This window comes from Micrococcales bacterium (assembly GCA_009784895.1).
GTDB lineage: Bacteria > Actinomycetota > Actinomycetes > Actinomycetales > WQXJ01 > WQXJ01.
This window is the reverse complement of the sequence record WQXJ01000026.1, coordinates 1-23,586: the sequence shown is the minus strand read 5'-3', so window position 1 is coordinate 23,586 and position 23,586 is coordinate 1. Positions and strand designations below refer to the sequence as shown.

20 protein-coding genes and 1 tRNA gene are annotated in these 23,586 nt (G+C 62.6%); 12 read left to right on the top strand and 9 right to left on the bottom strand.

Translation table 11 applies throughout. The annotated features are described in order from the left end of the window. Window positions 1-93: 93 nt before the first annotated feature. Entirely contained in the window at window positions 94-342 is a 249-nt protein-coding gene (locus tag FWD29_06120) for a WhiB family transcriptional regulator (protein ID MCL2803511.1), read from the top strand. Between the two features lie 100 nt (window positions 343-442). Here the strand turns inward: FWD29_06120 and FWD29_06115 are convergent, their stop codons facing one another. Then, window positions 443-1,903, bottom strand: coding sequence for a PAS domain-containing sensor histidine kinase (locus FWD29_06115; protein ID MCL2803510.1), 1,461 nt, complete (start codon window positions 1,901-1,903; stop codon window positions 443-445). A gap of 47 nt (window positions 1,904-1,950) precedes the next feature. On the opposite strand from FWD29_06115, the gene FWD29_06110 reads away from it, so the two are divergent. After that, window positions 1,951-2,448 carry a DUF2505 domain-containing protein gene (locus tag FWD29_06110; GenBank protein MCL2803509.1) on the top strand — a complete coding sequence of 166 codons (498 nt, stop codon included), beginning with the start codon at window positions 1,951-1,953 and terminating at the stop codon, window positions 2,446-2,448. Here FWD29_06110 and FWD29_06105 read toward each other — a convergent pair whose 3' ends face one another. Further along, on the bottom strand, window positions 2,449-2,952 hold the full coding sequence (locus tag FWD29_06105; protein MCL2803508.1) for an FKBP-type peptidyl-prolyl cis-trans isomerase: 504 nt from the start codon (window positions 2,950-2,952) through the stop codon (window positions 2,449-2,451). It abuts the gene before it with no gap. Between the two features lie 95 nt (window positions 2,953-3,047). Next, window positions 3,048-3,545: a flavodoxin domain-containing protein gene (locus FWD29_06100; GenBank protein ID MCL2803507.1), complete on the bottom strand. Its 498-nt coding sequence runs from the start codon at window positions 3,543-3,545 to the stop codon at window positions 3,048-3,050. Window positions 3,546-3,955: 410 nt separating this feature from the next. On the opposite strand from FWD29_06100, the gene FWD29_06095 reads away from it, so the two are divergent. From FWD29_06095 to FWD29_06075, 5 genes are all read left to right on the top strand, one after another. After that, a complete protein-coding gene (locus FWD29_06095) occupies window positions 3,956-4,945 on the top strand; it encodes an ATP-binding cassette domain-containing protein (protein ID MCL2803506.1) in 990 nt (329 codons plus the stop codon). Next, window positions 4,942-5,643, top strand: coding sequence for an ABC transporter permease (locus tag FWD29_06090; protein ID MCL2803505.1), 702 nt, complete (start codon window positions 4,942-4,944; stop codon window positions 5,641-5,643). The genes FWD29_06095 and FWD29_06090 overlap by 4 nt, the downstream gene beginning before the upstream one ends. Window positions 5,644-5,713: 70 nt before the next feature. Beyond that, window positions 5,714-6,562 carry a MetQ/NlpA family ABC transporter substrate-binding protein gene (locus FWD29_06085; GenBank protein ID MCL2803504.1) on the top strand — a complete coding sequence of 283 codons (849 nt, stop codon included), beginning with the start codon at window positions 5,714-5,716 and terminating at the stop codon, window positions 6,560-6,562. 140 nt (window positions 6,563-6,702) lie between these two features. Further along, window positions 6,703-7,836 carry an FKBP-type peptidyl-prolyl cis-trans isomerase gene (locus FWD29_06080; GenBank protein MCL2803503.1) on the top strand — a complete coding sequence of 378 codons (1,134 nt, stop codon included), beginning with the start codon at window positions 6,703-6,705 and terminating at the stop codon, window positions 7,834-7,836. Between the two features lie 181 nt (window positions 7,837-8,017). Further along, window positions 8,018-10,732, top strand: a complete 2,715-nt coding sequence (locus tag FWD29_06075; GenBank protein MCL2803502.1) for a cation-translocating P-type ATPase — start codon at window positions 8,018-8,020, stop codon at window positions 10,730-10,732. 52 nt (window positions 10,733-10,784) lie between these two features. On the opposite strand, the gene gcvP is transcribed toward FWD29_06075, so the two are convergent. Genes gcvP through FWD29_06050 form a run of 5 tightly spaced genes read right to left on the bottom strand, consistent with a single transcriptional unit; the run spans window position 10,785 to window position 17,258 of the window. Beyond that, window positions 10,785-13,673, bottom strand: coding sequence for an aminomethyl-transferring glycine dehydrogenase (gene gcvP / locus FWD29_06070; protein ID MCL2803501.1), 2,889 nt, complete (start codon window positions 13,671-13,673; stop codon window positions 10,785-10,787). Window positions 13,674-13,675: 2 nt separating this feature from the next. Next, window positions 13,676-14,065, bottom strand: coding sequence for a glycine cleavage system protein GcvH (gcvH, locus tag FWD29_06065; GenBank protein MCL2803500.1), 390 nt, complete (start codon window positions 14,063-14,065; stop codon window positions 13,676-13,678). Then, complete coding sequence (gene gcvT, locus FWD29_06060; protein ID MCL2803499.1) at window positions 14,062-15,147, bottom strand: glycine cleavage system aminomethyltransferase GcvT; 1,086 nt, start codon at window positions 15,145-15,147, stop codon at window positions 14,062-14,064. The genes gcvH and gcvT overlap by 4 nt, the downstream gene beginning before the upstream one ends. 19 nt (window positions 15,148-15,166) lie before the next feature. Beyond that, complete coding sequence (locus FWD29_06055; protein MCL2803498.1) at window positions 15,167-16,306, bottom strand: DUF4192 domain-containing protein; 1,140 nt, start codon at window positions 16,304-16,306, stop codon at window positions 15,167-15,169. 55 nt (window positions 16,307-16,361) lie between these two features. After that, window positions 16,362-17,258, bottom strand: coding sequence for a methylenetetrahydrofolate reductase (locus FWD29_06050; GenBank protein ID MCL2803497.1), 897 nt, complete (start codon window positions 17,256-17,258; stop codon window positions 16,362-16,364). Between the two features lie 67 nt (window positions 17,259-17,325). Here FWD29_06050 and FWD29_06045 point away from each other — a divergent pair, with 67 nt between their 5' ends. The 5 genes from FWD29_06045 (at window position 17,326) to FWD29_06025 (ending at window position 22,428) form a co-directional block, all read left to right on the top strand. Beyond that, window positions 17,326-18,438, top strand: coding sequence for a polyprenyl synthetase family protein (locus tag FWD29_06045; GenBank protein MCL2803496.1), 1,113 nt, complete (start codon window positions 17,326-17,328; stop codon window positions 18,436-18,438). A gap of 60 nt (window positions 18,439-18,498) precedes the next feature. Next, the gene (pknB, locus tag FWD29_06040) at window positions 18,499-20,523 is read left to right on the top strand and encodes a Stk1 family PASTA domain-containing Ser/Thr kinase (protein ID MCL2803495.1); all 2,025 of its coding nucleotides are present in this window, start codon (window positions 18,499-18,501) and stop codon (window positions 20,521-20,523) included. 252 nt (window positions 20,524-20,775) lie between these two features. After that, window positions 20,776-20,849: transfer RNA gene (locus FWD29_06035), tRNA-Pro, on the top strand. 161 nt (window positions 20,850-21,010) lie between these two features. Further along, on the top strand, window positions 21,011-21,250 hold the full coding sequence (locus FWD29_06030) for a helix-turn-helix domain-containing protein (GenBank protein MCL2803494.1): 240 nt from the start codon (window positions 21,011-21,013) through the stop codon (window positions 21,248-21,250). Further along, the gene (locus FWD29_06025; protein MCL2803493.1) at window positions 21,247-22,428 is read left to right on the top strand and encodes a tyrosine-type recombinase/integrase; all 1,182 of its coding nucleotides are present in this window, start codon (window positions 21,247-21,249) and stop codon (window positions 22,426-22,428) included. Before FWD29_06030 ends, FWD29_06025 begins: the two co-directional genes overlap by 4 nt. Window positions 22,429-22,612: 184 nt before the next feature. Here FWD29_06025 and FWD29_06020 read toward each other — a convergent pair whose 3' ends face one another. Beyond that, on the bottom strand, window positions 22,613-23,257 hold the full coding sequence (locus FWD29_06020) for a hypothetical protein (GenBank protein ID MCL2803492.1): 645 nt from the start codon (window positions 23,255-23,257) through the stop codon (window positions 22,613-22,615). Window positions 23,258-23,586 lie beyond the last annotated feature (329 nt).

Genomic DNA, 23,586 nt, shown 5'->3' with positions numbered 1-23,586 from the left:
CCCTTGTCAAAGCCTTCAACCGTGTGTCAGGGTATCGCGTGTTCAGCCCGGAGGATCGCCGCCAGACGAACCTCACCCGAAACAGGAGCAACAATGGATTGGCGCCACGCGGCGGCGTGTCTTTCAGAGGACCCCGAACTCTTCTTTCCAGTCGGCAACGCTGGTCTAGCGCTTGCACAAATCGAATCCGCCAAGTCGGTCTGTGCCCGCTGTGACGTGGGCGGGGATTGCCTGCAATGGGCCATTGAGAATAATCAAGAATCCGGTGTTTGGGGAGGGCTTTCCGAAGATGAGCGTCGCGCCCTCAAGCGGCGCACAGCCCGCGCCAGGCGAGCCGCCTGACGTTATTCGGCCCCGGTAGTATTCATCCGTTTTTGCCGGTTTTGTTATCGCTAACACGCTTTTTCGAGGCGGCGCCTAGAGCAATTTTCAGGCCTTCGTTTTATTCTCTCAGGTGGACGCGAACCAGGACCTCTGTTCCGCCGCCAGGGCGAGGCAACCACTCAATTGAGCCACCCAATTCACCGGTGGCATAGCTTTCGACAATCTGCATACCCAAGCCGCTCATGGCGGCGGCCCCTTTTGAGGGCAACCCCACGCCATCGTCCGCGACCGAAACCTCAAGTTCCATGCCGCTGCGGGTGGCGTTGATCCACACGGTGCCACCACCACATGGCGCCAACCCGTGCGCCACGGCGTTGGTCACCAGTTCCGTTAGCAGGATGGCGATAATAGTGGCGTCGTCACCGCCAACCCGGCCAAAGGAACCCTCTTGGACCGTTTGCACTTTGATGCCGGCGGCGGCCGCATCAGCCGCCAGCCGCAAGGTCCGGCCAAAGACCGTGTCGAAATCGACTTGCCCCGACAGCGACATTGACAACGTGTCATGGACTGTGGCGATTGTCGAGACCCGCCGGATCGCCTCCCCCAAAGCCGATTCGACACTGGGGTTGGTAGAGCGGCGTTGCTGCAACCGCAGCAGGGCCGAGACGGCCTGAAGGTTGTTCTTGACCCGGTGGTGGATTTCGCGGATGGTGGCGTCTTTGGTCATCAACTCCAGTTCAGAGCGCCTCAGTTCCGTCACGTCGCGGCACAACAGCACCGCCCCAGTCCTGATGCCCCGATTGGTCAAGGGCACCGAGCGCAGCGCCAAAGTAACTCCGCCCAGGGTGACTTCGGTGTTCCACGGCGCCCGGCCCATAGCCACAACCGGAAGGGCCTCGTCGACTTGGCTTGATCCGCGCAGCGCGTCTGCTAGCACCTCGACCAGGACTGTGCCGGTCAGGTCGGCCACCAGACCGGCACCATGAAAGGCCGAAATGGCGTTGGGGCTGGCGTAGATGACCTGCCCCTCGGTGCCCAGGCGGACCATGCCATCACCGACCCTGGGGTTGTGGCGGGTCGAACCGGTCGGCGCGGTGGTGGCCGGGAACTCCCCGCGGGCAATCATGCCGATAAGCTCGTCCGCCACTTCGACGTAGTTGATCTCTAGACGGCTCGGGGCGCGTACGGCCCCGAGGTTGCCGTGCGAAGTCACCACGGCGATCGACCGCCCCTGGTAGCCAACTGGAACGATCTCCTCACGCACTCCGTAGGCCCCGTTCCAGCGTGGCTCGTGGTGCCGTTGGATCATGCCCAAGGTCAGGGCGTCAGATAGGTCCTTGGCCTGGGCCGGGCTGGCGACAACCCCAACCACCTCGTCGTAGTGCATAGTTGAGCCAGTCAGTGGGCGGCGCAGCGCGGCCGCCACGAAACCGGCCTTTTCCACCGGTACCCACAGCACCAGATCGGCGAAAGCCAGATCGGCGACAATTTGCCATTCGGCCGTAAGGCGCTGGAGCCACTCGGCCTCATCAGCCGGCAAGGCGGCCTGATCCCGCAGGATCGAACCCAAAGTCGACACGCGGCTAGCTTAGTTGGGTTGCGCTTTCCTGCCGTAGCCTGGTGACCATGCGCTTGTCGGCCCAGTTCGATTTCCTGGCCCCACCTGACCAAGTCGCCCAGTTGCTGGGGGACGCCGAGTTTGTCGCCACCGCCATGGGCGGCGCCGAAGCGGCGCAGGCCACAGTGCGCCATTCGGCCGATGGCGCCTTTACCGTCACCGCGCGCGGACCGGTCCAGGCCGAGGATCTGCCGCAGGGCCTGAAGTCGCTGGCGCCTGCCAATTTGGAGCTGCGCCAGGCCATGGTTTGGCAGCCGCCGGACGCTAACGGCAACCGACAGGCCTCTTTGGCCGGAGAAATCACCGGCGCCCCGGTTGCCTTGGAAGGCCAAGCGCATCTGACCCGGTCAAAACAGGGTTGCCAGCTGGTTGTCGAAGGCGATGTCAAGGCGGCGGTGCCGCTTTTTGGCCGTGTCATAGAGCAGGCCGGGGTCGAGAACGTGCTCAAGGCGCTTCAAGCCCAAGCCGCCCAGATCAGCCAGTGGCTCGAGGCCAACCCTGGATGACTATTGGGCCGCCAGTATGTCCACCACAAACACAAGCGTGGAATCACCGGGTATGCCTCCGCCTCCACCAGCGCCGTAGCCCATTTCCGGCGGGATCACCAGTAGAACTTGGCTGCCCACGCTTTGGCCGTCCAGGCCCTTGACCCAGCCGTCAATCAAGCCACCTTCGATCAGGGGGAAGGTGGATGGCTCGCCGCGCTCCCATGAACTGTCGAACTGCGTCCCGTCAGCCCAGAGCCAGCCACTGTAATGAACCGTAATGCTCTGGCCCACTTCGACTGCCGGGCCGGTGCCTGAGGACAAGACCTCGGCCACCAGTTCGGTTGGGGGCGCGGCGTCCGCCGGGATCTCGATCGACGGCACCCCTGCCTCGTCGAAGGCGACGGTGGGCAGTGTCGCTTCGGTTTTGGCCTCGGCCGATGGCGCTGGCTCACTGGAGCTGCAGGCCGCCAAGGTCAGGGCCGCGACCGCGGCCAGTGTGACGACAAAGACTAGCTTTCTCATTGGGTCATCCTTCATTTCAACAGGGCATCACCCTGCCAGGGAGTTGTCTAACACACCGGTAAGTGCGAACCAAAGATAGCGCTTGGGGGGCGGCTTCACGCAGTTTGGCCGGTAGAGCGGGCGATGGCGTCGGCCCATTCTTCGATTTGGGCGAAGTCACGGTAGTCACCACCGCGCGCACCGATCATGCGCATAACTGCCCGTTCGGTGGCTTTGAGGCCAGCCGGCGCCATGGAGCCGGCAAACAGCTTGGCCTCGCGCGCGCCAATAAAGGCGGCCAGGTCACGAGCGTCCCTGGGCAAGGGGATGCCGTCGACCGGACCGGGGTCAAGCGGCCCGGAGGTGAAGAGGTAGGCCGGCAGGCGAGCCAAGGCTTCGCCCCATCGGTGAGTGAAGGCCGCCATCGCCGGCATCATCCGGTTGGCGTAGAGAGCCGAACCCAGCACCACCACGTCGTAGCCCTCCAGGCTTGTGACCGCCTCTGGTGACATCAGGTCAACCTCCAAGCCATGGGCGGCCAGGCGTCGTTCAATCGCTTGGCCCACCTGGAGGGTGGAGCCGTGCTTTGAGGCGACACAAACCAGTGCTCGCATACGGGGGTGATTCCTAACGTCTCAGCGCCAAGGCGGGCCGCCACGAATGGACCTGATCAGCCAAAGACTACTCTTTGGCCCAGGCGGCTCGAACCGACCGGCAATCCGACCAAAGGCCACCACCACGGAAACTACCTGTTTTGTGACCTATTTCACACCTCCCATTGGTAGAACACCTTTTGCCAGCCGAAATAGCCTCTGCTGACCGGGCTGGCCATCTGTGGTTCAATAGTCGGGTGCATCAGCGCAGCCGGGTCTCAATGTCCATCCCACAGGCGGTCATGCCTGCCCGAATGCCCCGGCGCGGCTGAGAGGAAACGCCCCATTCCCCGGCGCCCAAAGGCTGCTATGCCCAGCCGCGCATCATTCGCTGCCAAGTAAGAGCCATCTGTGTCAGGTAAGGACAATCCGTGATTGAGCTGCGAGCCCTAACCAAGGTCTTCAGATCTGCCGACGGACCGGTCCACGCCCTTGATCGGCTCGATTTAGCCATTCCGGACGGCCAAATCCACGGCATTGTTGGTCCTTCTGGTGCCGGCAAGTCAACTTTGATTCGTTGCCTCACCGGCCTGGAACAACCGACCAGCGGCGTCGTCTCGATTGACGGCGAGGCCATTACTGGCCTGTCCGGGGCCGCCCTGCGCCAGCGTCGGCGCCGCATTGGCATGGTTTTCCAGCACGACAACCTGTTCGATTCGCGTACCGCCCTGGGAAATGTGGCCTATCCGCAACTGGTCGTGGGCACCTCCAAGGCCCAGGCTGTGGCCAAGGCCATGGACCTGCTCGAGCTGGTTGGGCTAGCCGAAAGAGCCAAGGCCTATCCGGCCCAGCTGTCCGGTGGACAGCGCCAGCGGGTCGGCATAGCCAGGGCTTTGGCCGGTGACGCCACGGTGCTGCTATGCGACGAGCCGTCTTCCGCGCTGGACTGGGCCACCACCCGCCAGGTGCTTGAGCTGATCCGCGACCTCAACGCCAAACTTGGCCTGACAGTGCTGATCATTACCCACGAAATGGCGGTTGTGCGTCAGGTTTGTGACGCCGTGACCTTGTTGGCCCACGGCCGGGTGGCCCAAAGCGGATCAATTGGCGAGGTCGTCAAACAGTACGGCACGGTTTTGGCTCGGGATTTGATCCCGCTGGCGGTTTCGCCGGTTGGCTCGGCCAAAGCCACGCTCGAAGTGTCGTTCTCCTCAGCCGAAAACTCCATTCGCGAGGTCTTGAAACTGCTGGCTGACCTGGGCGAGGACACATCCATCCACACCGGTACGCTCGAAACCCTGGCCGGTGAGAGGGTGGGCCGTTTCCAATTGGAGGTCGACCAGTCAGCCCGCTCCCGGGTGATCGAGACCCTGCGCCGGCAAGGCCTGCATGTGGCCAGCCCCGATGGGGGTGGCGAATGAGCACCTGGTTGGCGGCCGTGGTCGACCATGGCAGTTATTTCGGCAACTCACTGTTCTGGGAGAAGATTGGGCCGGCCATTCTCCAGACCTTTGGCCAGGTGACCATCTCCTGCCTGATTGGCGTGGTCGTCGGATTGCCTATTGGCCTGGCCGTTTGGGCGACCTCACCGGTCGGTATTCGACCTCAACGCACCATTTTCCGAATCACCTCAATCATCGTTGACCTGGGCCGGGCCATCCCGTTCATTGTCCTGATGCTGCTGCTGATTGGCTTTACCCGGGCCCTGCTGGGTTCGATTATTGGCTGGCAAGCCGGGATCCCGCCGCTAGCGGTCGGCTGTATTCCGTTTTACGCCCGCCTGGCTGAAAACTCGATCCGTTCGGTCGAACTGGGCAAAATCGAAGCCGCGCTGATGGCCGGGGCGTCAAGATGGCGCATCTCCTGGGGTATCGCCGTGCGCGAAGCCGCCCCTTCTCTGGTGGCCGCGGCCACTGTTACTTACATCACTTTGATCGGTTATTCGATGATCACCGGCACGATTGGCGCTGGCGGCCTGGGTGACCTGGTCTACAACGTCGGCTACACCCGCAACCAACCCGACATCTTTGTCATGGTGGTGGTGGTCGTAGTGGTGCTGGTCGAAGTGGTACAACTACTTGGCGACCTTCTGGTCCGCCGGCTTGACCACACTCGCTAGCGCCATCCGGCACCGGCGTGACTCCAACTCTCAACCCAACCAGCCAAACGAAACGAAAGCGAGACAGAGCATGAAGAAGACCAGTAAGACAATTGGCGCCAGCCTGGCCCTCGGGTTGGCTGCCGCCCTTGCCCTTGGCGCCTGCGGCTCCGATAGCGGCAACGATGGTGGAGGTACCACTGAGGACAAGGCCGCGACTGAACTCAAGATTGGCGCCAGCCCCACACCGCATGGCGAAATCCTCAGATTTGTCAAAGAGAACTTGGCCACCGAGGCTGGCCTGAAGCTCGATATTGTCGAGTTCACCGATTATGTTCTGCCGAACACCGGCCTGAACGAAGGCTCAATCGACGGCAACTACTTCCAGCACCTGCCGTACCTTGAAGCCCAGATGGAAGAGTTCAACTACGACTTCTACGCCTTCGAGGGCGTGCATATTGAGCCGCTTGGCGTCTATTCGGAAAAGCACACTGATCTGACCGCGGTGCCCGATGGCGCCATGATTGGCGTCTCCAACGACCCGGCCAACCAGGCCCGCGGGCTCAGGCTGCTCGAAGCCGCCGGCGTCTTCACTTTGGCCCAAACCGAAGGCGACCCGACCATTGACGATTTGGCAGACAACCCCAACAACGTCAAACTGACCCAGATTGACCCGCAGCTGCTACCCAAGTCCCTTCCGGACTTCGACTACGCCGTCATCAACGGCAACTTCGCCATCGACGCTGGGCTCATGCCCTCGTCTGACGCCCTGATGTTGGAAGACGGCCAGGACAACCCCTACGCCAATATGTTGGTGGTTCGCGCTGGCGACAAAGACAGCCCGGGCTTGGTCAAACTCAACGAACTGCTACACAGCCCCGAAGTCAAGCAGTTCATTGTCGACACCTGGACTGACGGCTCGGTTATCCCGGCCTTCTAGCCGCCCTATCTAGTGCCTTTGGCCCGGTTCGCTTCCGGTGGGGGCGAGCCGGGCCGATGTCGCGTAGCCACCATAGGCCGGTGCAGGGCGGCCAACCCCCTATTATGTAGGGGCCAATCAAACGGCAAAGTGGAGGAAACGTGCGTTCAATCGTAAGAGTTACCGGTGTCTTGACGCTGGCCGGCCTGTTGGCCCTGGCGGGCTGTTCCGGCAACCCGGCGCCGGCGCCATCGGCCACGCCGCTGGGCGACAAAACCGGGATGAGCGTCAAAGCCGAAGAAATGCCCCAGGTCCAGGCCGAAGAGGGCCTCACGCCCACTGTCACCTACCCACTGAAAGAGGGCGCCGAATCGCCTACGCCAACGCCGCCGGAAGACGAGGCGCCAATCGCACCACCGGAGGAGGGCGACGAGGCCCCGCCGGAGGAATCCCCCACGCCAGAACCACCGTCTCCCTATATTGACCCGCCCACCTCGCTGCAGGTCCAGGTCCAGGGTGATGAAGGCGACGGCGACGTGGTCGGTGAGAATGACCTGGTTTCGGTCGCCTTTGTGGCCTGGAGTTGGGGCGAAACCGAACCGTTGGGCGGCTTCAACAGCTGGGGCACCAGGCAGACTATGGTCTTCCCCCTGGGCACTCAAGGCCCGGTTTTGGCCTTGTCCCGCGTTGTTGTTGGCCAGAAGGTCGGTTCGAAGCTGCTGGCCGTGGTACCCCCTGGCTTGGCTGAGCTCAACACCACCCTCGGCGCCGAGGCTGGTACCACCTCAGTTATCTACATGGAGCTAATCGAGAAATTCGCCAAGGATCTCCAAGCCCAAGACGACGCCAAACCGACCGACGAAACCGTTGGTCCGCAAATCGATGGCGCCTTGGGGCATGAGGCCAAAGTCTCGGTGCCAGGCGGGGTTGAACCGCCCGAGGAATTCACCGTACAGGTCTTAGCCACTGGAACCGGTGATGAAGTCGCCGCTGGCGACCAAGTGCTGGTCCACTACGCCGCGGTCGATTGGAACGGCGTGGACGGCGGCTCAACTTGGCAAGATGGGCAGGGCCCCACCCCGATCGTGGTGCCAAGCGACGCCGGTGAGACCGTCACGGTCTTTGCCGGCCTAGTTGGCCTGCCGGTTGGTTCGCGGGTTTTGGTGACCACACCAGCCAAAGAGCGGGCTTTTGCCGCCCAGGCTGTGGTCATCGACCTGGTGGCCTTGCCGGCGCCGGTGCCAGGATTGCCTGAGGTGCCCGGGGACGCGATCAGCCTTGACCTCGAGCCCTAAGTAGGTCTTGAGCTGCCACGGCGCCAAAATGCCGCCTAGGTGACGGTGGGTTTGTGATCGCCCTAAGCGATACGCTATCCTTCAGCCCAACCGATCATTTCGCCAGCGGCGAAGGCGGTGTTCTTTGCCCGCTGGGGCATTGAATTGTATCTAACACAAGAAATAACTGGAGGACGTACTTTTGGAGAGATTCTACGATTTGGACACCGCAGCTGTTCTCGCCAAGTTCGACTCTAATGCCGAAACAGGCCTGCCATCTGCGGTTATCGCCAACCGTCAGGCCAAGTATGGTCGGAATCAATTCGATGAGCAAGAGGCCGAATCGATACTCTCCAAGATTATTCACAACCTCAAAGACGTCACTACCATAATCCTGATAATTGCGGCGTTGCTGTCACTCCTTATGGGCATTTTCCAGGGCCACGGCTTTGTCGAATTCATTGTGATTACCGGTATTATCATTCTGAATATGGCACTGGCCATTTCACAGGAAAGAAGCGCAGAGAAGTCCCTAGCGGCGCTCAAAGACCTTAATTCGCCTACCACTTTGGTGCTGCGGGACTCGTTGGTGCTGGAGGTTGACTCGACCGAGTTGGTGCCGGGCGATGTGGTCCAGTTACAGGCCGGCAACCTGGTTTCGGCTGACGCCAGGCTATTGGACTCGACCGATCTGGCGGTTGACGAGTCGTCGCTGACAGGGGAAAGCGAACCGACGGAGAAATCGGCCCAGGCCGTACTTGAAGGCAAAGTGGCAGTGGCTGACCAGACCAATATGGTCTTTTCTGGCTGCCTGGTGACAGGCGGGCGGGCCAAGGCTATTGTCACCGCCACCGGCATGTTCACCCAGATGGGGCATATCGCCGGCTACCTCAACAACGCCCAACGATTGACCACACCGCTGCAAAACCGGATCAACAATATTGGCAGGGTCATATCCTCCGTCGCCGTGATCGCAGCCCTAACCCTGTTCCTGGTGGGCTATTTGCAGGGCGATGACCTTTGGTACATGGTCTTTGTGGCCATTTCCCTGGCCGTGGCGGCCGTGCCTGAAACTTTGGCTTTGATTGTGACCTTGTCCTTGGCCCATGGCGTCACCGAGATGGTCAAGAAAAACGCCCTGATCAGGAAACTACCGGCGGTTGAGACCCTGGGCTCAACCTCGGTCATCTGCACCGACAAAACCGGCACCTTGACCCAAAACCGCATGACGATCAAACGACTGTGGATCGAAGGGGCGGATCCGTTTGCGGCCGAATCTGACTTCACCGCCAATCAGATGGCCTTTATTGAGCGCTACGCTCTATCAGCCCACGCCACCGACGAGGCCCAGCCTGATGGCACGGTCAAGGTCATTGGCTCTCCGACTGAAGCCGCCGTGATTCACCTGCTGCTGGACAAGGGCGGCTCAAAATCCGCCCTCGAAACCAAGTTCCCGCAGGTGGCGGAGATCGCCTTTTCTTCTGAGAGGAAAATGTCGACCTCAATTCACCAGCACCCTGCCGGCGGGTTTCTGGTCTTGACGATCGGGGCCTTTGACCATGTCCCCTTCGCCGCCCCCTCCCCCAATGTCTACCCAGACCTGTTGCCCAATGACGCCATCCGCAAGGCGACCAACCGGCGCCACAGGCACCATGACGCCTTCGCCAACGATTCGCTGCGCATATTTGCGCTCGGCTCCAAGCGCGTTGACACCCTGCCGCCCGAAGACCGCCTGGGCGAACTTGAGCAAGACCTCGACTTCGAAGGCATTGTTGGCATTATCGACCCGCCGCGACCGGAAGTCGCCATGGCCATTGCCAAGGCTAGGAAGGCCGGCATTCGCACTGTCATGATTACCGGCGACCACGCCGTCACGGCCGCCGCCATAGGCCGCGAAATTGGCCTACTGGCCCTAGGCGACCAAGCCATGACCGGCCTGGAACTGTCCGAGATGAGCGACGATGACCTGATTGACAACGTCACCCAGTATTCGGTCTACGCCCGGGTCTCGCCGGAGGACAAGATCAGGATTGTCGAAGCCTGGCAGGAGCATGACGAGGTGGTCGCCATGACCGGAGATGGCGTCAACGATGCCCCGGCGCTGAAGGCGGCCGATGTTGGCGTGGCCATGGGTGTGGCCGGCACCGAAGTGGCCAAATCCGCCGCTGATGTCATCCTGACCGACGACAACTACTCCACTATTGTCGAGGCCGTCCACAAGGGTCGTGGAGTCTTTTCCAACATCCGCAAAACCGTCTATTTCCTGCTGGTCTGCAACTTCTCTGAGATTGTTTTGATGCTGGGCGCCCAGCTCTTCGCCTGGGGTATGCCGCTAACACCGATCATGCTGCTGCTGATCAACGTGCTGGGCGACGGCATACCGGGCATCTCACTGGCCCGGGAGAAATCTGACCCCCGGATCATGCGGCGCACACCGATAGGCCGCAACGAGTCGCTTTTCCAGGGCCTGCATTTCGTCATCATCAAACAGATCATCGCCTTTGTGGCGGTTGGTTGGGTGGCTTTTCTGCTGGGCGCAAACGTGGTTTTGTCCTCGACTCACCCACCCAGTGAGAAGCTGGGCCAGACCATGTGCTTCCTGGTGGTTGGCTGGACCTCGATTCTGCATATCTACACTGTGCGATCGCGCCGTTCGATCTTCAGGCGGACTTTGTTGGACAACCCGCGGCTGAGCTATTCCGCCCTGTCGATGATTGCGCTCTTTGGCCTGTTTGTGCTGATTGGGCCGGTTGGTGTGCACTTTGGTTTGACCACGCTGGGCTTGGACCATTGGCTGATCGTGATTGGGCTTTCGGTCATACCCACCATCACAGCTGAATTGGGCAAATTCTTCATGAACCGCTCTGAGACCCGGCTCTACGCCAGCCGCCTGGTCCACCACGCCGACCACGAATAGCCCTTTCCCCCGGCCGATGCCGCACTCCTGGGCCCGGTGTCAAACTCGGGCGCTAGGTCGACATGCGGGCGATCAGGTTGCGGTCGCCCAGGGCTGAGTCGACCCGCCCCACCGGCGGCCAGTACTTGCCGTCGACCTGCCCCGCAGGGTAGGCGGCCAAGGAGCGCGGGTAGGGCCTGGACCATTCGTCGGCGCAGACCACCGCGGCGGTGTGGGGCGAACGACGCAAGACCGATTCTGCGACTGACGCGCCGGCATCGGCCACTGCTTCAACCTCCCCAGCGATGGCCAACATCGCCGCAATAAACCGGTCTAACTCCCCCAGGTTCTCCGATTCGGTTGGCTCGACCATCAGACAGCCGGCCACCGGAAAGGCCATTGTGGGCGCGTGGAAGCCATAGTCCATTAGGCGCTTGGCTACGTCCTCGGCCGTCACTCCAGTGCGCTTGGTCATTTCTCGCAGGTCAAGCAGGCATTCATGGGCCACCCAACCGCCCGGCCCGCGATAGAGCACCGGGTAGTTGTCCTCCAGCTCGGCCGCGACGTAGTTGGCTGCCAAAACCGCGTCCTCAGTGGCTTGGCGCATACCGGCTGCGCCCATCATCTTGATATAAGCCCAGCTGATAGGCAGTACCAAGGGCGAGCCGAAAGGCGAGGCCGCCACCGCCCCGAATGTCAACGACGGCGGCGCCCCGCCCAGCGACACATCGACCAGGCTGTGTCCAGGCAAATAGGGCGCCAGGTGGGCTTTGGCCGCCACTGGGCCAACCCCGGGGCCGCCGCCACCATGAGGGATGGCGAAGGTCTTGTGCAGATTCAGATGGGAAACGTCGCCGCCAAAATGCCCGGCCTTGGCCCAACCGACCAGGGCGTTGAAGTTGGCGCCGTCGATGTAAACCTGCCCACCGGCCCGGTGCACCATGTCGCAGACCTGACCAACACCGGCTTCGTAGACGCCATGGGTTGAGGGATAGGTCAGCATAATGGCGCCGACCCGGCCGTCATGCGCCACCAGTTTGGCCTTCAGGTCGTCAAACGAAATGTCTCCGGAAGAGTCTGTCGCCACACCGACCACTTCAAAACCGGCCAGCACGGCTGAGGCCGCATTGGTGCCGTGGGCAGAAATTGGGATCAGGCAAACCGGCCGATCCTCGCCACAGTCCAGCTGGTAGCGGCGAATTGCCAGCAAGCCGGCCAACTCGCCTTGCGAACCGGCGTTGGGCTGCAACGACAGCGCGTCGTAACCGGTTAGCCTCAGTAGGTCGGCACTAAGTTGGCGCATCACCTCAAGGGTGCCTTGAGCGTCCTCAACCGGCCCAAAGGGGTGCAGTTGGGCGAACTGGGGCCAGGTCACCGCCGCCATTTCGACGGCCGAGCTCAGTTTCATAGTGCATGACCCCAACGGGATCATGCCGCGGTCCAAGGCGTAGTCCTTATCTGCCAGCGACTTGAGGTAACGCATCATGGCTAGTTCGGTGCGATGGGCGGCGAAAACCGGCTCCTGCATGAACTGGCCTTGGCGCCGCAACCCGGCCGGCACCCCGGCCAGGCCTTCACTGCTTAGCTCTGACACATCGAGGTCCAGGTCAAGAGGCGTTGGCAAAACCAGAGCCTGCCCCACCGCGCCCACCACCACGGCCAGATCCTCCAATGAAGTGGTTTCGTCGACCGAAACCAGGACGGTGTCTTCGTCGGCTGCCCAGACGGCCAGACCACGTTGCCGAGCCGCCGCCCGGACGGCTTTGGCTTTGCCAGGCAGCCTCAGACGCAGGGTGTCGAAGTAGCTTGGGTTAGTCGGTTTGTGGCCGATGCCGGCCAGCGCCCTGGCCAGACCAGTCGCCTTGGCGTGGACCTCAGTGGCGATCCGTTTGAGCCCTTCTGGCCCATGCCAGACCCCGTACATGGCCGCGATGACGGCGAGCAACACCTGGGCGGTGCAGATATTCGAGGTCGCCTTTTCGCGGCGAATATGCTGCTCGCGCGTGACCAAGGCGAGGCGATAAGCCGGCTGGCCTTCGGCATCGGCCGCCAGCCCAACTAGCCGGCCGGGCAGCTGGCGCACCAAATCCTGGCGCACCGACATATAGGCGGCGTGCGGCCCGCCGTAACCCATTGGCACACCGAAACGCTGGGTCGAACCGATACAAACATCGGCGCCAGCTTGGCCGGGTGGTCGAAGCAGCGTCAAAGCCAACGGATCAGCCGCCACTACCAGCAAGGCTCCGTCCTGGTGGGCGGCCTGCGCCAGCGGTTCGAGGTCAACCAACCGGCCGGAGGTGCCCTGGTATTGGACCAGAGCGCCGCAAATGTCACCCGGCAAAGCCTCGGTGACAGGGTCAAAGCTGACCAGCTCGAAACCCAAAGGTCCGGCCCTGGTTTCGAGTACCGCCATGACCTGCGGGAACACATCTGAGTCGACGGCAAAACGGGGCCGGCGGCCACGGTCGACCCGGCCGCACAAGGTCATCGCCTCGGCCGCGGCCGAGCCTTCATCTAGGAGCGAGGCGTTGGCGATGGGTAGACCGGTTAGCTCGCTGATCATGGTTTGAAAAACGAATAGCGCTTCGAGCCGGCCTTGGGAGATTTCCGGTTGGTAGGGCGTGTAGGCGGTGTACCAGGAGGGGTCTTCGAGCACGCAACGTTGGATCACGGCCGGTGTGGCGGTGCCGTAGTAACCCAGGCCAATCATTGACTTGGCCGGGTGGTTGCGGGCGGCCAGCTGGCGCAACTGGGCCAGCGCCTGATCCGGTGTTAGAGGCTGGCCCATATCAGGGGCGTCTTGCAACAGGTCCCTGGGTAGAGCCTGATGCACAATCGACTGGACGGCCTCAAGCCCCAGGCGTTTACGGATCAATTCACGCGCGCCTTGGTCCAAACCTAGGTGGCGCGGGGCGAAAGCGTCGGTTGCAGTATTCGGCGCTGAGTTGGGCGGGGCGGCCATGGTCAGTCTTCGGCCTCGGCCAGCGTGGCCTCATAGGCCGCCGCGTCCAGCAGGTCCGCACCGGTGGAGCCGTCCGGCGCCAGTTGATAGAGCCAGCCGTCGCCAAAGGGGGCCTCGTTGACCAGTTCTGGGGCGTCTATGACAGCCTCGTTGACGGCCGTGACACTGCCGCTGACCGGCGCGAAGAGTGAACTGACCGATTTGGTCGACTCGATTTCGCCGCACTGGGTGCCGGCCGCGACTTCATCGCCGACCTGCGGCAGGTCGACGAAGACAATGTCACCCAGGGCGTTGGCAGCGAAGTCGGTGATACCGACTTTGGCGCTGGCGCCGGTCGGGTCGTCGATCCATTCGTGGTCCTTGGTGTAGCGGTAGGTCTGTGGCACGCTCACGGCTTCTCCTTGGTGTAGAACGGCAGTTTGACGACTTCGTATTGGGCCTGGTGGCCGCGGATGTCTATTTGGTAGCTGTCGCCGGGGTTGGGCTGCTCGCCGGCAATGAAGGCCATGGCGATGGGGTAACCCAAGGTGGGTGACAGCGCCCCGGAGGTGACCCGGCCCACGACCTGGCCGTTAGTTAGAACGGCGCTGCCTTCGCGGGCCGCCCGCCGTCCTTGGCCGACCAGCCCAACAAGGTGTTTGGTTGGTTTTGCCGCGGCCAGGGCCGCGCCGCCAACGTATTCGCCTTTGTCTTGGCGCAGCAGCCAACCTTGCCCGGCTTCGATTGGCGTTGTTTCAAGGTCGAGTTCGTGGCCGTATAGCGGCATACCGGCTTCTAGCCTGAGCGAGTCGCGGCAGGCCAGACCGCATTTGACCAGGTCTGACTGGCCGGCTTGGACTAGCGCCTGCCACAAGGCTGGGGCCGCTGGGGCCGGCAGGGCCACTTCGAAGCCGTTTTCGCCGGTGTAACCGGTCCTTGCCAGTACAACTTCGGTGCCTTCGAAAACTGATTCGACCGCCCGGTAGTAACCCAAAGCGGCGGCATGGTCGAAACCAGCCGCCTGCATTATGGCCAGCGAACCGGGGCCTTGAACCGCCACCAGGGCGCGTCCCGGGGTCAGATCGGCCGGCTTGAGGCCAAAGTGGTCCAGACGCTGGGTCAGCTCTCTTACTACGACCTGGCGGTTGGCGGCGTTGGCAATAATGAAGTAGCGGTTATCTGCCAGGCGGTAGACGATCAGGTCATCGATGACTGTGCCCTGTTCGGTTAGCAGCATCGAATAGGAAGCCCGGCCCAGCACCATGGCCGAGGGCTTACCCATCAGGGCATAATCAAGGCCCTCACCCGCGCCGTGGCCGCTAATGTCGATTTGCGCCATATGGGACAGGTCGAAAAGCCCGGCCCCGGTGCGCACCGCGCGGTGTTCAGCCAGGTCGGAACCGAAACGCGCCGGTAGCCGCCAGCCGGCAAAATCGATCAGGACGGCGCCGTCTTCTCGGTGGAAGGCGTCAAGCGGACTCAGTAGTTGACTCACCTGGGCTAGGTTAGCAGTGCTAGCTGGCCTTCCTCGCTTTCCCTCCTTTCCCGGCCCGGCCCAGCCGGACAACCTGCGGCAGGATGCCGCTGTTGGTCAAATCCAGCACAATCATGGCCAGCAGTGGCGCCGTCGAGCAGCCCATGGCGGCGCGGGCCAGCACCTCGGCCCGAGCGCCGTCTGAATGCCACCAGGCGTCCCAGGCCATCACAGCGAAACCTGGCCCGCGCCGGTCCTTGGCCTGGTGGGCCAGCATCAGCCGGAGCAGCCTGGGCGCCACTTCGGCATATCGCTCATTGGTTCGGTAGGCCGGGTTGGCAATGGCACCGGTGATGGCGCGTTCGACCCTTTCGCTCAAGAGCTTCGGGTTAAGGTCGCCAACACCGGGGTCGCGGCCTGTGGCCAGCATAATCACAACCGCGTCGCGCCCAGCCGAGTCCTCCAGTAGGGCGGCCAGTTGCCCCAGTAGATTGGGCGGCACCTCGATTTGGTCGAGGGTTTCACCCGCCGCGACAAGGCGCTCCAACCAGCCGTGCCACAGGCTGATTTTGTCTTGGCGCCAGAGGGTTAGCTGGGCCGGGCTCGCCTCCAGACGGGCATCACGGGCTCTGGTTTCAGCCCGCATTGCCTTGCAGGCTTGACTCCACTCGACCTTGGGCAAGTCCGCCAGCTCCGCCCGGCTGGACCGGTAGGTGGCGCCGATTGAGGTCATAGTGGCGGCAGTGCGCGTACCAGTCAGTTCCTCGACGGCGTGGACCGGACCCACCTCGGTTAGGGTTTCGGAATCCAATTCGGTCATTGCATCGCCGGCCACATCCCAGCAAATGATCCGGTCCAGCTCTCGCCGCAGCACCTTGACCATCTGGCTGACCGCCAAGTCATGGCGGGCCGGCAAAGTGGCGGTATCGACAAAGCGGATGACAAAAGCCCCGGTGCCGCCTTCAGCCTTGATGTAGGAGGCGATTTGGGTCGCCACCTGCCCGCCGTTGGTGGCTTGTCTGGCCGGCTCAAGGTCAAAGCGGCTGATCATGCCCAGACGGCCGCGCGGGGGTTTGAGCGAGATCACCACCAGGGAGTTGGTTGGCATGAAACCGAGGTGATAAGGCACGGAGGCGATGACGTCGGGGCCGCTGGCTTGGCGGACGATGGGCACTGTCATGGCCCCAGCCTGGCGCCGATGCCGGCCGACCGCACCACCGCCTGTGGACGACCAATTATCGGCGCTTGGGCCCCAGACCGGCTTGGTGGCAAATCGGCGCTGTGATGGAGGCAGAGTTCAGCGTGTAGAAATGCACCCCCGGCGCGCCTGCTGCCAGCAGATCCTCGACCAAATGGGCTGACCATTCGACGCCGACCTGCTTGGTCGCCCCTAGATCGCCAGCCGCCGCCTCCAGCCCTGACCTGAGCTTGGTAGGCAGCCGCGCGCCGGAGAACAGCTCCAGCTTGGCCACTGATGACTTCGGCGTGATTGGCATGATGCCGGGTATCACCGGCATCCCAACGCCAGCTTTGGCCAGGCGCTCAACCATGCGACCGTAAGCCTGGGCCTCGAATAGCACTTGGGTGATGGCAAAGTTGGCGCCGGCCGCCCGTTTGATGCGCATAACCTCGGTGTCGAACTCAAGCGACGGCGCGGTGGGATGACCGTAGGGGAAGGCCGCCACCCCGATGGGCAGGTCGGTCCGCTGGCGGATAATCGCCACCAGCTCGCAGGCGTAGGTCAAACCTCCTCCATGAGCCACCCAGGGTTGGCCCGGCCCACCGGGCGGGTCGCCGCGCAGCGCCATTAGGCCGGCCACCTTGGCCTGCAAGAACTGATCGACCAGCGCCTCCAGCTCATCACGAACGTGGCCGGCCAAGGCGATATGAGCTAGCCGCGGCGCCGCCGTCATCTGCCCCAGCGACAAGGTCGTCTCAACTGAACGCTGGCGGTGGTCATGCTGGCCACCACCAGCGCCATAAGTCACCGAGACGAAATCGGGCGCCAGAGCCTCAAGGGAGGCGACCTGTTTGGCCAAGGCCAAGGCGCCGGCATCGTCCCTGGGCGGGAAAAACTCAAAAGACAAAGTCGGTGCGCCGCTAGCCAGGGCGTCAAGGAAACTTGGACTCATCGCGACCAAAGATACCCGGCTGGCGGCAAAACCCGCCGCCATGAGCCCATCACACTAGGCTGGACGGGTGGATACCCCCCCGGATCCAGCCCAGTTCTTAGAGCTGGTTGGACAAGCCCGCGAAGGTGTGCGAGGCACCAACCGGGAGCAGCACCAGGGCGCCGGGCCGGGGTTTGCCATCTTGACCGAGATAGGCAGATATGCCGGGTCCGGCGGCAAAATGCTGCGCACCCGCCTGATCCACGCCGCCTACCAGGCGCACGGCGGCGGGCGGTCACCGGAGGCCATGAGCCTGCAGGATCTGGCCCTGCTGGCCGCAACCCTGGAGATTTTTCATGACTCCGCTCAGGTCCACGGTGACCTGGTTGACCGAGCCGACACCCGCCGCGGCCGGGACGCGATCGCCAAACACCTAGAAAAGCGCCACCGAGCAGAGGGCTGGCTCGGAGACCCGGTCCATTTCGGCAGGTCGCTGGCCCTGGTGACTGGTGACTTTGGGCTGCTCTCAGCCGAACGCTACTTGCACGTGGCAGTCAGCCGAGTCAGCGCGGCCAAACGCCGCGAATACATGATTGGCCTGCACGAGACCACCCGCTGGGAGGTCGTGTTGGGCCAGTATTTGGAGTTGGTCGGGTCACGCTTGGCTGACATGCCGGCGCCAGATGAGCTAGTCGAGCAGGCCCTGGAGGTGGTGCGGCTGAGGTCGTCTCGCTACGCGGCAGCTACGCCGTTGGGCCTGGGCGCGGCGGCGGCCGGCGCCAGTTTCGAAGACTGCCAAGTCATGTTGGACTTTGGCCTGCCATTGGGCGAGGCTTCGCATCTGCGTGACGAACAGCTTGGCGCCACCGGCGATCCGGCCGAGACCGGCAGACCTGCTGGTGGCGACCTGCTGGAGGGCAAACGCACGGTTCTGGTTGGCCTGACCCTACAACGGCTCGATCCGAGGAATCGGGAGGCCTTCATCCGGGCTTTGCAGCGGGGCGACGCGCCGTTGGCTGATGAGCGCGTTTTGTACCTGCGGGGCTTGATCATCTCTTCTGGCGCCCTTCAAGCTCACGAGGCGCTTATCCAAGCCAAGGCCAACCAGGCGTTTGAGGCGTTGGAGCGGGCCAGGCTAGAACAGGCGGACAAGGACCGGCTGGCTAAGGTGGCCCTCGAAGTGGTCAACCGCCGGGTCTGAGTCCGGCCCTGCTGCGCGCCGGTAAGCCATTGGCCCGCCGGGTTGCGTAAAATCGCCCCCGTGCCACCGACCACCCAAGACCCGCTGATTGGCGCCACCGTTGATGGGCGCTACCGGGTCATCTCGCGCCTGGCGCGCGGCGGCATGGCCACCGTCTACCGAGCCCACGACCAGCGCCTAGACCGCGAAGTGGCGGTCAAAGTGCTGCACCCCCACCTGGCCGAAGGCCAAGAGTTCATTGACCGTTTCAGGCGCGAAGCCCGGGCGGCGGCCAAACTGATCCACCCGTGCATAGTGGCGGTCTACGACCAGGGCAGCTACAACGAAGCGCCCTACCTGGTGATGGAACTGGTCGAAGGCTCCAACCTGCGCACCATGATGCAAGGCTCCGGCCTGCCGCCGGTCGGCAAGGCTCTGGATTTCATGGCCCAAGTGCTAGACGCCCTGGCGGTGGCCCACAGCGCCGGTTTTGTCCACCGCGATGTCAAACCGGAAAACATCCTGATATCGAAAACCGGCCAGGTCAAAGTGGCGGATTTCGGTTTGGCCCGGGCGGTCAGCGAGGTGACGGCGGCCTCTTCCGGGGTGGTTTTGGGCACGGTGGCCTACCTCTCCCCCGAGCTGGTGGCCCAAGGCACAGCCGACGCCCGCTCTGACGTCTACGCCGCCGCCGTGGTGCTATTTGAGCTGCTGACCGGCCGCCAGCCCTTCACGGCCGAGGCTCCCATCCAGGTGGCTTTCGCCCACGTTCACTCCGATTTCCCGGTGCCTTCAACGGTGGTCGACTGGTTGCCGGCTGAAATTGACGAGCTGGTGGCGTCGTTTAGCGCCAAAGACCCGAAGGACCGGCCAGAGGATGCGGCCGCGGCGCTGCGGGCGCTGCGTAAGGTGCGGCGCGATTTGGCCGATGACGTGGCCTCGCGTTCGGCTTCACCTCCGCCTTTCGCGGTGGCTGAGCAGGAGGATTCCGCCGAGGTTGACAAAGCTGAAGGTGAAGCTGAGGTTGAGACTGATGCGGCGGCATCGGACAACCAAGGTGAGACCGCCGATACCCTGGCCAACGCCAAAAACGACACCACTGGCGGTACCAGGGCGTTGCCACTGGCGACGCTGCCGCCTGGCGGGGCTGGGCGCGCTGGGGAAGACAAATCCGACGATGAGGCGGCAGGCAAACGCCGGCGGTCCCGGCCGGTGCTGCGCTTCTTCGTGGCCTTGGGCATCTTGGCGCTGCTGGGCGGCGGCGGGACGGCCGCATGGTACTTCCTGCTTGGGCCCGGTGAAAAGGTAGCGGTGCCGACTCTGGTCGGATTGACCAGGCAGAACGCCGAACAAGCGCTCCAGCGGGTGGATCTGGAGGCCCGGGTGACCGAGGTCTTCGACGACACGGTCGCGGACGGCACCGTCATCCGGTCGACCCCGGCCGCCGGAGTCAAAGTGGCCAAGCGCACGGTGGTGCGCCTGGAGGTGTCTATGGGAATCGAGCCGGCCACAATCCCGGCCGAAGGCCTGATCGGGGTCGAGCTCGAGGCGGCCAAGTTGTTGCTGGCCGAGGCCGGCCTGGACGGCGAGATCCAGGTGGACGAGGTCTTTGACACTGCGGTGGCTGCTGGCTTGGTGCTGGCGGTCGAACCGGAGGGCGGCGAAACGGTGCCGCATAACCAGACCATCAAACTGACAGTGTCGAAGGGGCCCGAACCGGTGGTGGTGCCCAAGCTGACGGGCCTGAGCTTGGAGGACGCCCAGGCCTTGGCTGACCCGTTTGACTTGACGGTGACCAAGGATTCCGAGGCTTCGTCTGAGACGGTGCCAGAAGGGCTGATCATCTCGCAAGACCCGGCGGCCGGGGCGGATTCGTTCAGGGGCCAATCTGTGGGCGTGGTGATTTCGACCGGGATGCCCTTCGTGACGGTGCCAGATTTGGTCGGCAAGAACTACAACGACGCCAAGTCCGAGCTCGAGGCCTTGGGTTTCGTGGTTCAACGACACGTCCCGGGCCTGGACATTCTCCACCGTGTCCAGCAACAGAACCCATCGCCAGGCACGTCCGCGCGCAAAGGCTCGACGGTAACCCTAACCATCGTCTAGCCTCTCCAGCCGTGATTTCGCCTCGGGCCCAGACTCGTCCGTCTGCCCGTTACCTGGCGCTTGTCCCAGTCGCCGCCGGACCTCCGCCAATACCCCTTTCAACCGCGAGTCCGAGGTTTGTCATGATGTAGGATTCCACGGGTGTAGGCCCGCCAGGGCTGACATGAATCCACGGGCTGTATTACTACAGCTCGTAGACCGCTCAGCTCGGCAGCCCGAGTAAACTCGGCTGTCGAGCCTCACTAACCTGTACGGGCTGTGGCGCAGTTTGGTAGCGCACTTGACTGGGGGTCAAGGGGTCGTGGGTTCAAATCCCGCCAGCCCGACAAATTTATTGACGTAATGCCTGGCTAGAGGCGGTTTCCGTAACCTGAGAGGTAACGGAAATATGAGCAGGCCCTGGAATTACCCCGGAATTGAACCATCCCAGAACCGCGTGCAGCGATGGCTGAGGATGCTCCTGGGAGACTCTGCGCACCTACCTGGCATGAACACTGCCTACCCGCACAAGACCGCCCTGTTCGGGCTTGAACCGATGTTGACCACCGCTGAGCTGTCCACGGTTCTGGGTATCCCCGTGTCAACCATCTACGACTGGCGCACTCACGGTAAAGGACCTGTCGCGCACAGGTTCGGCAAACACTTAAGGTTCGCCGTGTCAGACATCCAGACCTGGATGGCAACCCGGCGTGGCGACGAGCGCATGGCTGGAGGTGAGCTGCAATGAGCCGCCGCCGTCTGCCCATCGGAACCCACGGAGACATTCGCTTCGACAAGACTGCCTCGGGGAAAGTGACAGTCCGAACCCAGTTCCGCGACTGGGACGGAGTCTGCCGTGACGTACAGTCCACCGCCACAACCAAGCGTGCCGCTGAAGAGGCACTCAAAGCCAAACTGGCCGGCAGGTTCGAGTTCAAGCCTGGCACCGGAGATTTGACTGCTGACTCGCCGTTCGCTCAACTTGTCGCTTACTGGCGGGCCGACATGGAGCTGGAAGACCGTCTAGCCCGCCAGACCCGCGAACGCTACATCTCCCACATGTGTCAACTGGTACTTCCGGCGTTCGCGAACCTGACGTTGCGGGAAATCGGTGTGGCTCGTTGTGACCACTTCATCAAGCAACTGGCCAAACGCAGCTACAACCGAGCCAGGCAGGCCAAGGTTGTGCTGCGCCTGGTGTTTGGGTTGGCCGTCAGGCATGAGATCATCGCCCGCAACCCAATGGACGGTATCGCTAAGCTCCACAAGCCTCCACACTGCCCAGACGCCTTGACACCGCAGGAGGTTAACTCCATCCGCCTGGCTGTCAGGTTCTGGGAAACCGGAATAGTCCCCACAGGACCAAAGCCAGACGGCCAACTCTCGGCCATCCTCGAAGTCATGCTCGGCACCTCAGCCCGCATCGGTGAGGTTCTTGCTATCAGACGCCGCGACGTCGACGCAGAAAGCCCAATCCCTTCGATCTCGATCCGAGGCACCATCATCACGCTACGCGGCGAACCGCCCCACCGGCAGGATCATCCCAAGACCGCCAAGTCACGCCGTACAGTTGCCATCCCCAGTTTCACCGCAGCAGCAGTCAAGTTCCGGCTTGCAGTATTGGAAGATGAGTCACCTGACGCCTTGGTGTTTTCATCCCGCAACGGAACGCCGCTGACCCCCAACAACGTGCGCCGTCAGCTGCGGCACGTCCTGGATATGGCAGGCATTGAGGGCGTTACACCACACATGTTTCGCCGCACAGTTGCCACAGCGGTCAACGAGTCCGCCAGCGTGGATTTAGCGGCTGAGCTGTTGGGCCACACCGATCCCAGGATCACCGTGAAGCACTACATCCGTCGCAATGAGATGGTCAATCCTGCCACGGCTAGCATTCTGGAACGCGCCTTTGCGCCCGATTTGTGACGTTCTGTGGTGGCGTAAACGTAACGACCGAGGACCCACGGTGTCGCTAACTCGCCGCTGCCGTGCCACCTGGTGATTCGGATTTGCGCCACCGCCCATGTTCAGCTAATAGAGCAGGTCAGGCGCTTGCATTCAATGATGGCAGGGCGACACGAGGGGATCAAGCCAAGACGCTCGGTTTGATTCACAGGTCACCAGGCCTACCAGAACTAGCTTCGTAACGCCGGAAGTCTTTGATCTGCCTCACCACAGTACGGGCAGCGCTATCCAGGCGGCCAGGAGGAGTCCGCCGTTCTTGAAGATTGCGCAGTAGCTTCAGTTTGTGTTCGATCAACACCAGAACCAGTGGGTCTTCTTCCGGATCGGCCAGCCTGGTCTCCAAGTCCTCGATCACCGCTGTGGCGTGTGCCCGCTGATACGGAACGGCTACCGCCCCTCCGTCTTCAATGGCTAAGAGCGCGTCCCGTGAAGCTTTCCTCGCAAGTGGCCGTTCTTCGTTCCTGAACGTCTCCATGAGCCACGCCACCTTCTCCAATGTCCCGTAGGACACACCAGCGCAAAGTTGATCCGCCGCAGCCTTGCGCGCATCCCGTTTGCCCTCATCCAGATAACCGGCATCGCCATTCGATCCGAACCGCGACGCAAGCTGCCGCTGCCGGAACTCTGCGGCGATCTCAGCCTTGAGCGCCACGTAGCGATCCGCCAGCACGATCAGCGACACATCTGGCACCGACAGCTCCTTCCGCTCTGGGTAGTCCTCAACTCTAGGTGCGCAGCCGCCTCCAACGGTGGCGCCAATAGCCCGGAAGAATCCCCGCACCACTCGCACCCCGCAAATGCAGCCTGCAACCTGCACACCAAGATTTCAGACCTGCAACCCTTGCGTCCCTGCCACGGAGATCAGCCCACACCCAACCGCCAGCACCAGTAATCCAGAGGGGACACACTTCTTGCTGACGAGCAAACAAGGGCCTGCACCACGGTGCTGCAACCTCGTCAGCCAGAGGTGTGATTCCTCCAGGAGTGAGCGCAGGGAAGCTTTTGAAGCAAAGCTGAGCAGCCCTTGGAGGCAAGAAAAACCCGGCCTCGCGTGGAGAACCGGGTTGGTGGGTCGAGTGTACCAGGGCTGGCAGGTCGTGCATATCAACAGGTGGTGCT

What these genes read in the sequence shown, in the direction of transcription:
- FWD29_06055 (MCL2803498.1), bottom strand. Translation starts at nt 16,306, where the DNA reads ATGACAGTGCCCATCGTCCGCCAAGCCAGCGGCCCCGACGTCATCGCC.
- FWD29_06085 (MCL2803504.1), top strand. Translation starts at nt 5,714, where the DNA reads ATGAAGAAGACCAGTAAGACAATTGGCGCCAGCCTGGCCCTCGGGTTG.
- FWD29_06120 (MCL2803511.1), top strand. Translation starts at nt 94, where the DNA reads ATGGATTGGCGCCACGCGGCGGCGTGTCTTTCAGAGGACCCCGAACTC.
- FWD29_06030 (MCL2803494.1), top strand. Translation starts at nt 21,011, where the DNA reads ATGAACACTGCCTACCCGCACAAGACCGCCCTGTTCGGGCTTGAACCG.
- FWD29_06110 (MCL2803509.1), top strand. Translation starts at nt 1,951, where the DNA reads ATGCGCTTGTCGGCCCAGTTCGATTTCCTGGCCCCACCTGACCAAGTC.
- gcvP (MCL2803501.1), bottom strand. Translation starts at nt 13,673, where the DNA reads ATGGCCGCCCCGCCCAACTCAGCGCCGAATACTGCAACCGACGCTTTC.
- FWD29_06050 (MCL2803497.1), bottom strand. Translation starts at nt 17,258, where the DNA reads ATGAGTCCAAGTTTCCTTGACGCCCTGGCTAGCGGCGCACCGACTTTG.
- FWD29_06025 (MCL2803493.1), top strand. Translation starts at nt 21,247, where the DNA reads ATGAGCCGCCGCCGTCTGCCCATCGGAACCCACGGAGACATTCGCTTC.
- FWD29_06090 (MCL2803505.1), top strand. Translation starts at nt 4,942, where the DNA reads ATGAGCACCTGGTTGGCGGCCGTGGTCGACCATGGCAGTTATTTCGGC.
- FWD29_06100 (MCL2803507.1), bottom strand. Translation starts at nt 3,545, where the DNA reads ATGCGAGCACTGGTTTGTGTCGCCTCAAAGCACGGCTCCACCCTCCAG.
- FWD29_06105 (MCL2803508.1), bottom strand. Translation starts at nt 2,952, where the DNA reads ATGAGAAAGCTAGTCTTTGTCGTCACACTGGCCGCGGTCGCGGCCCTG.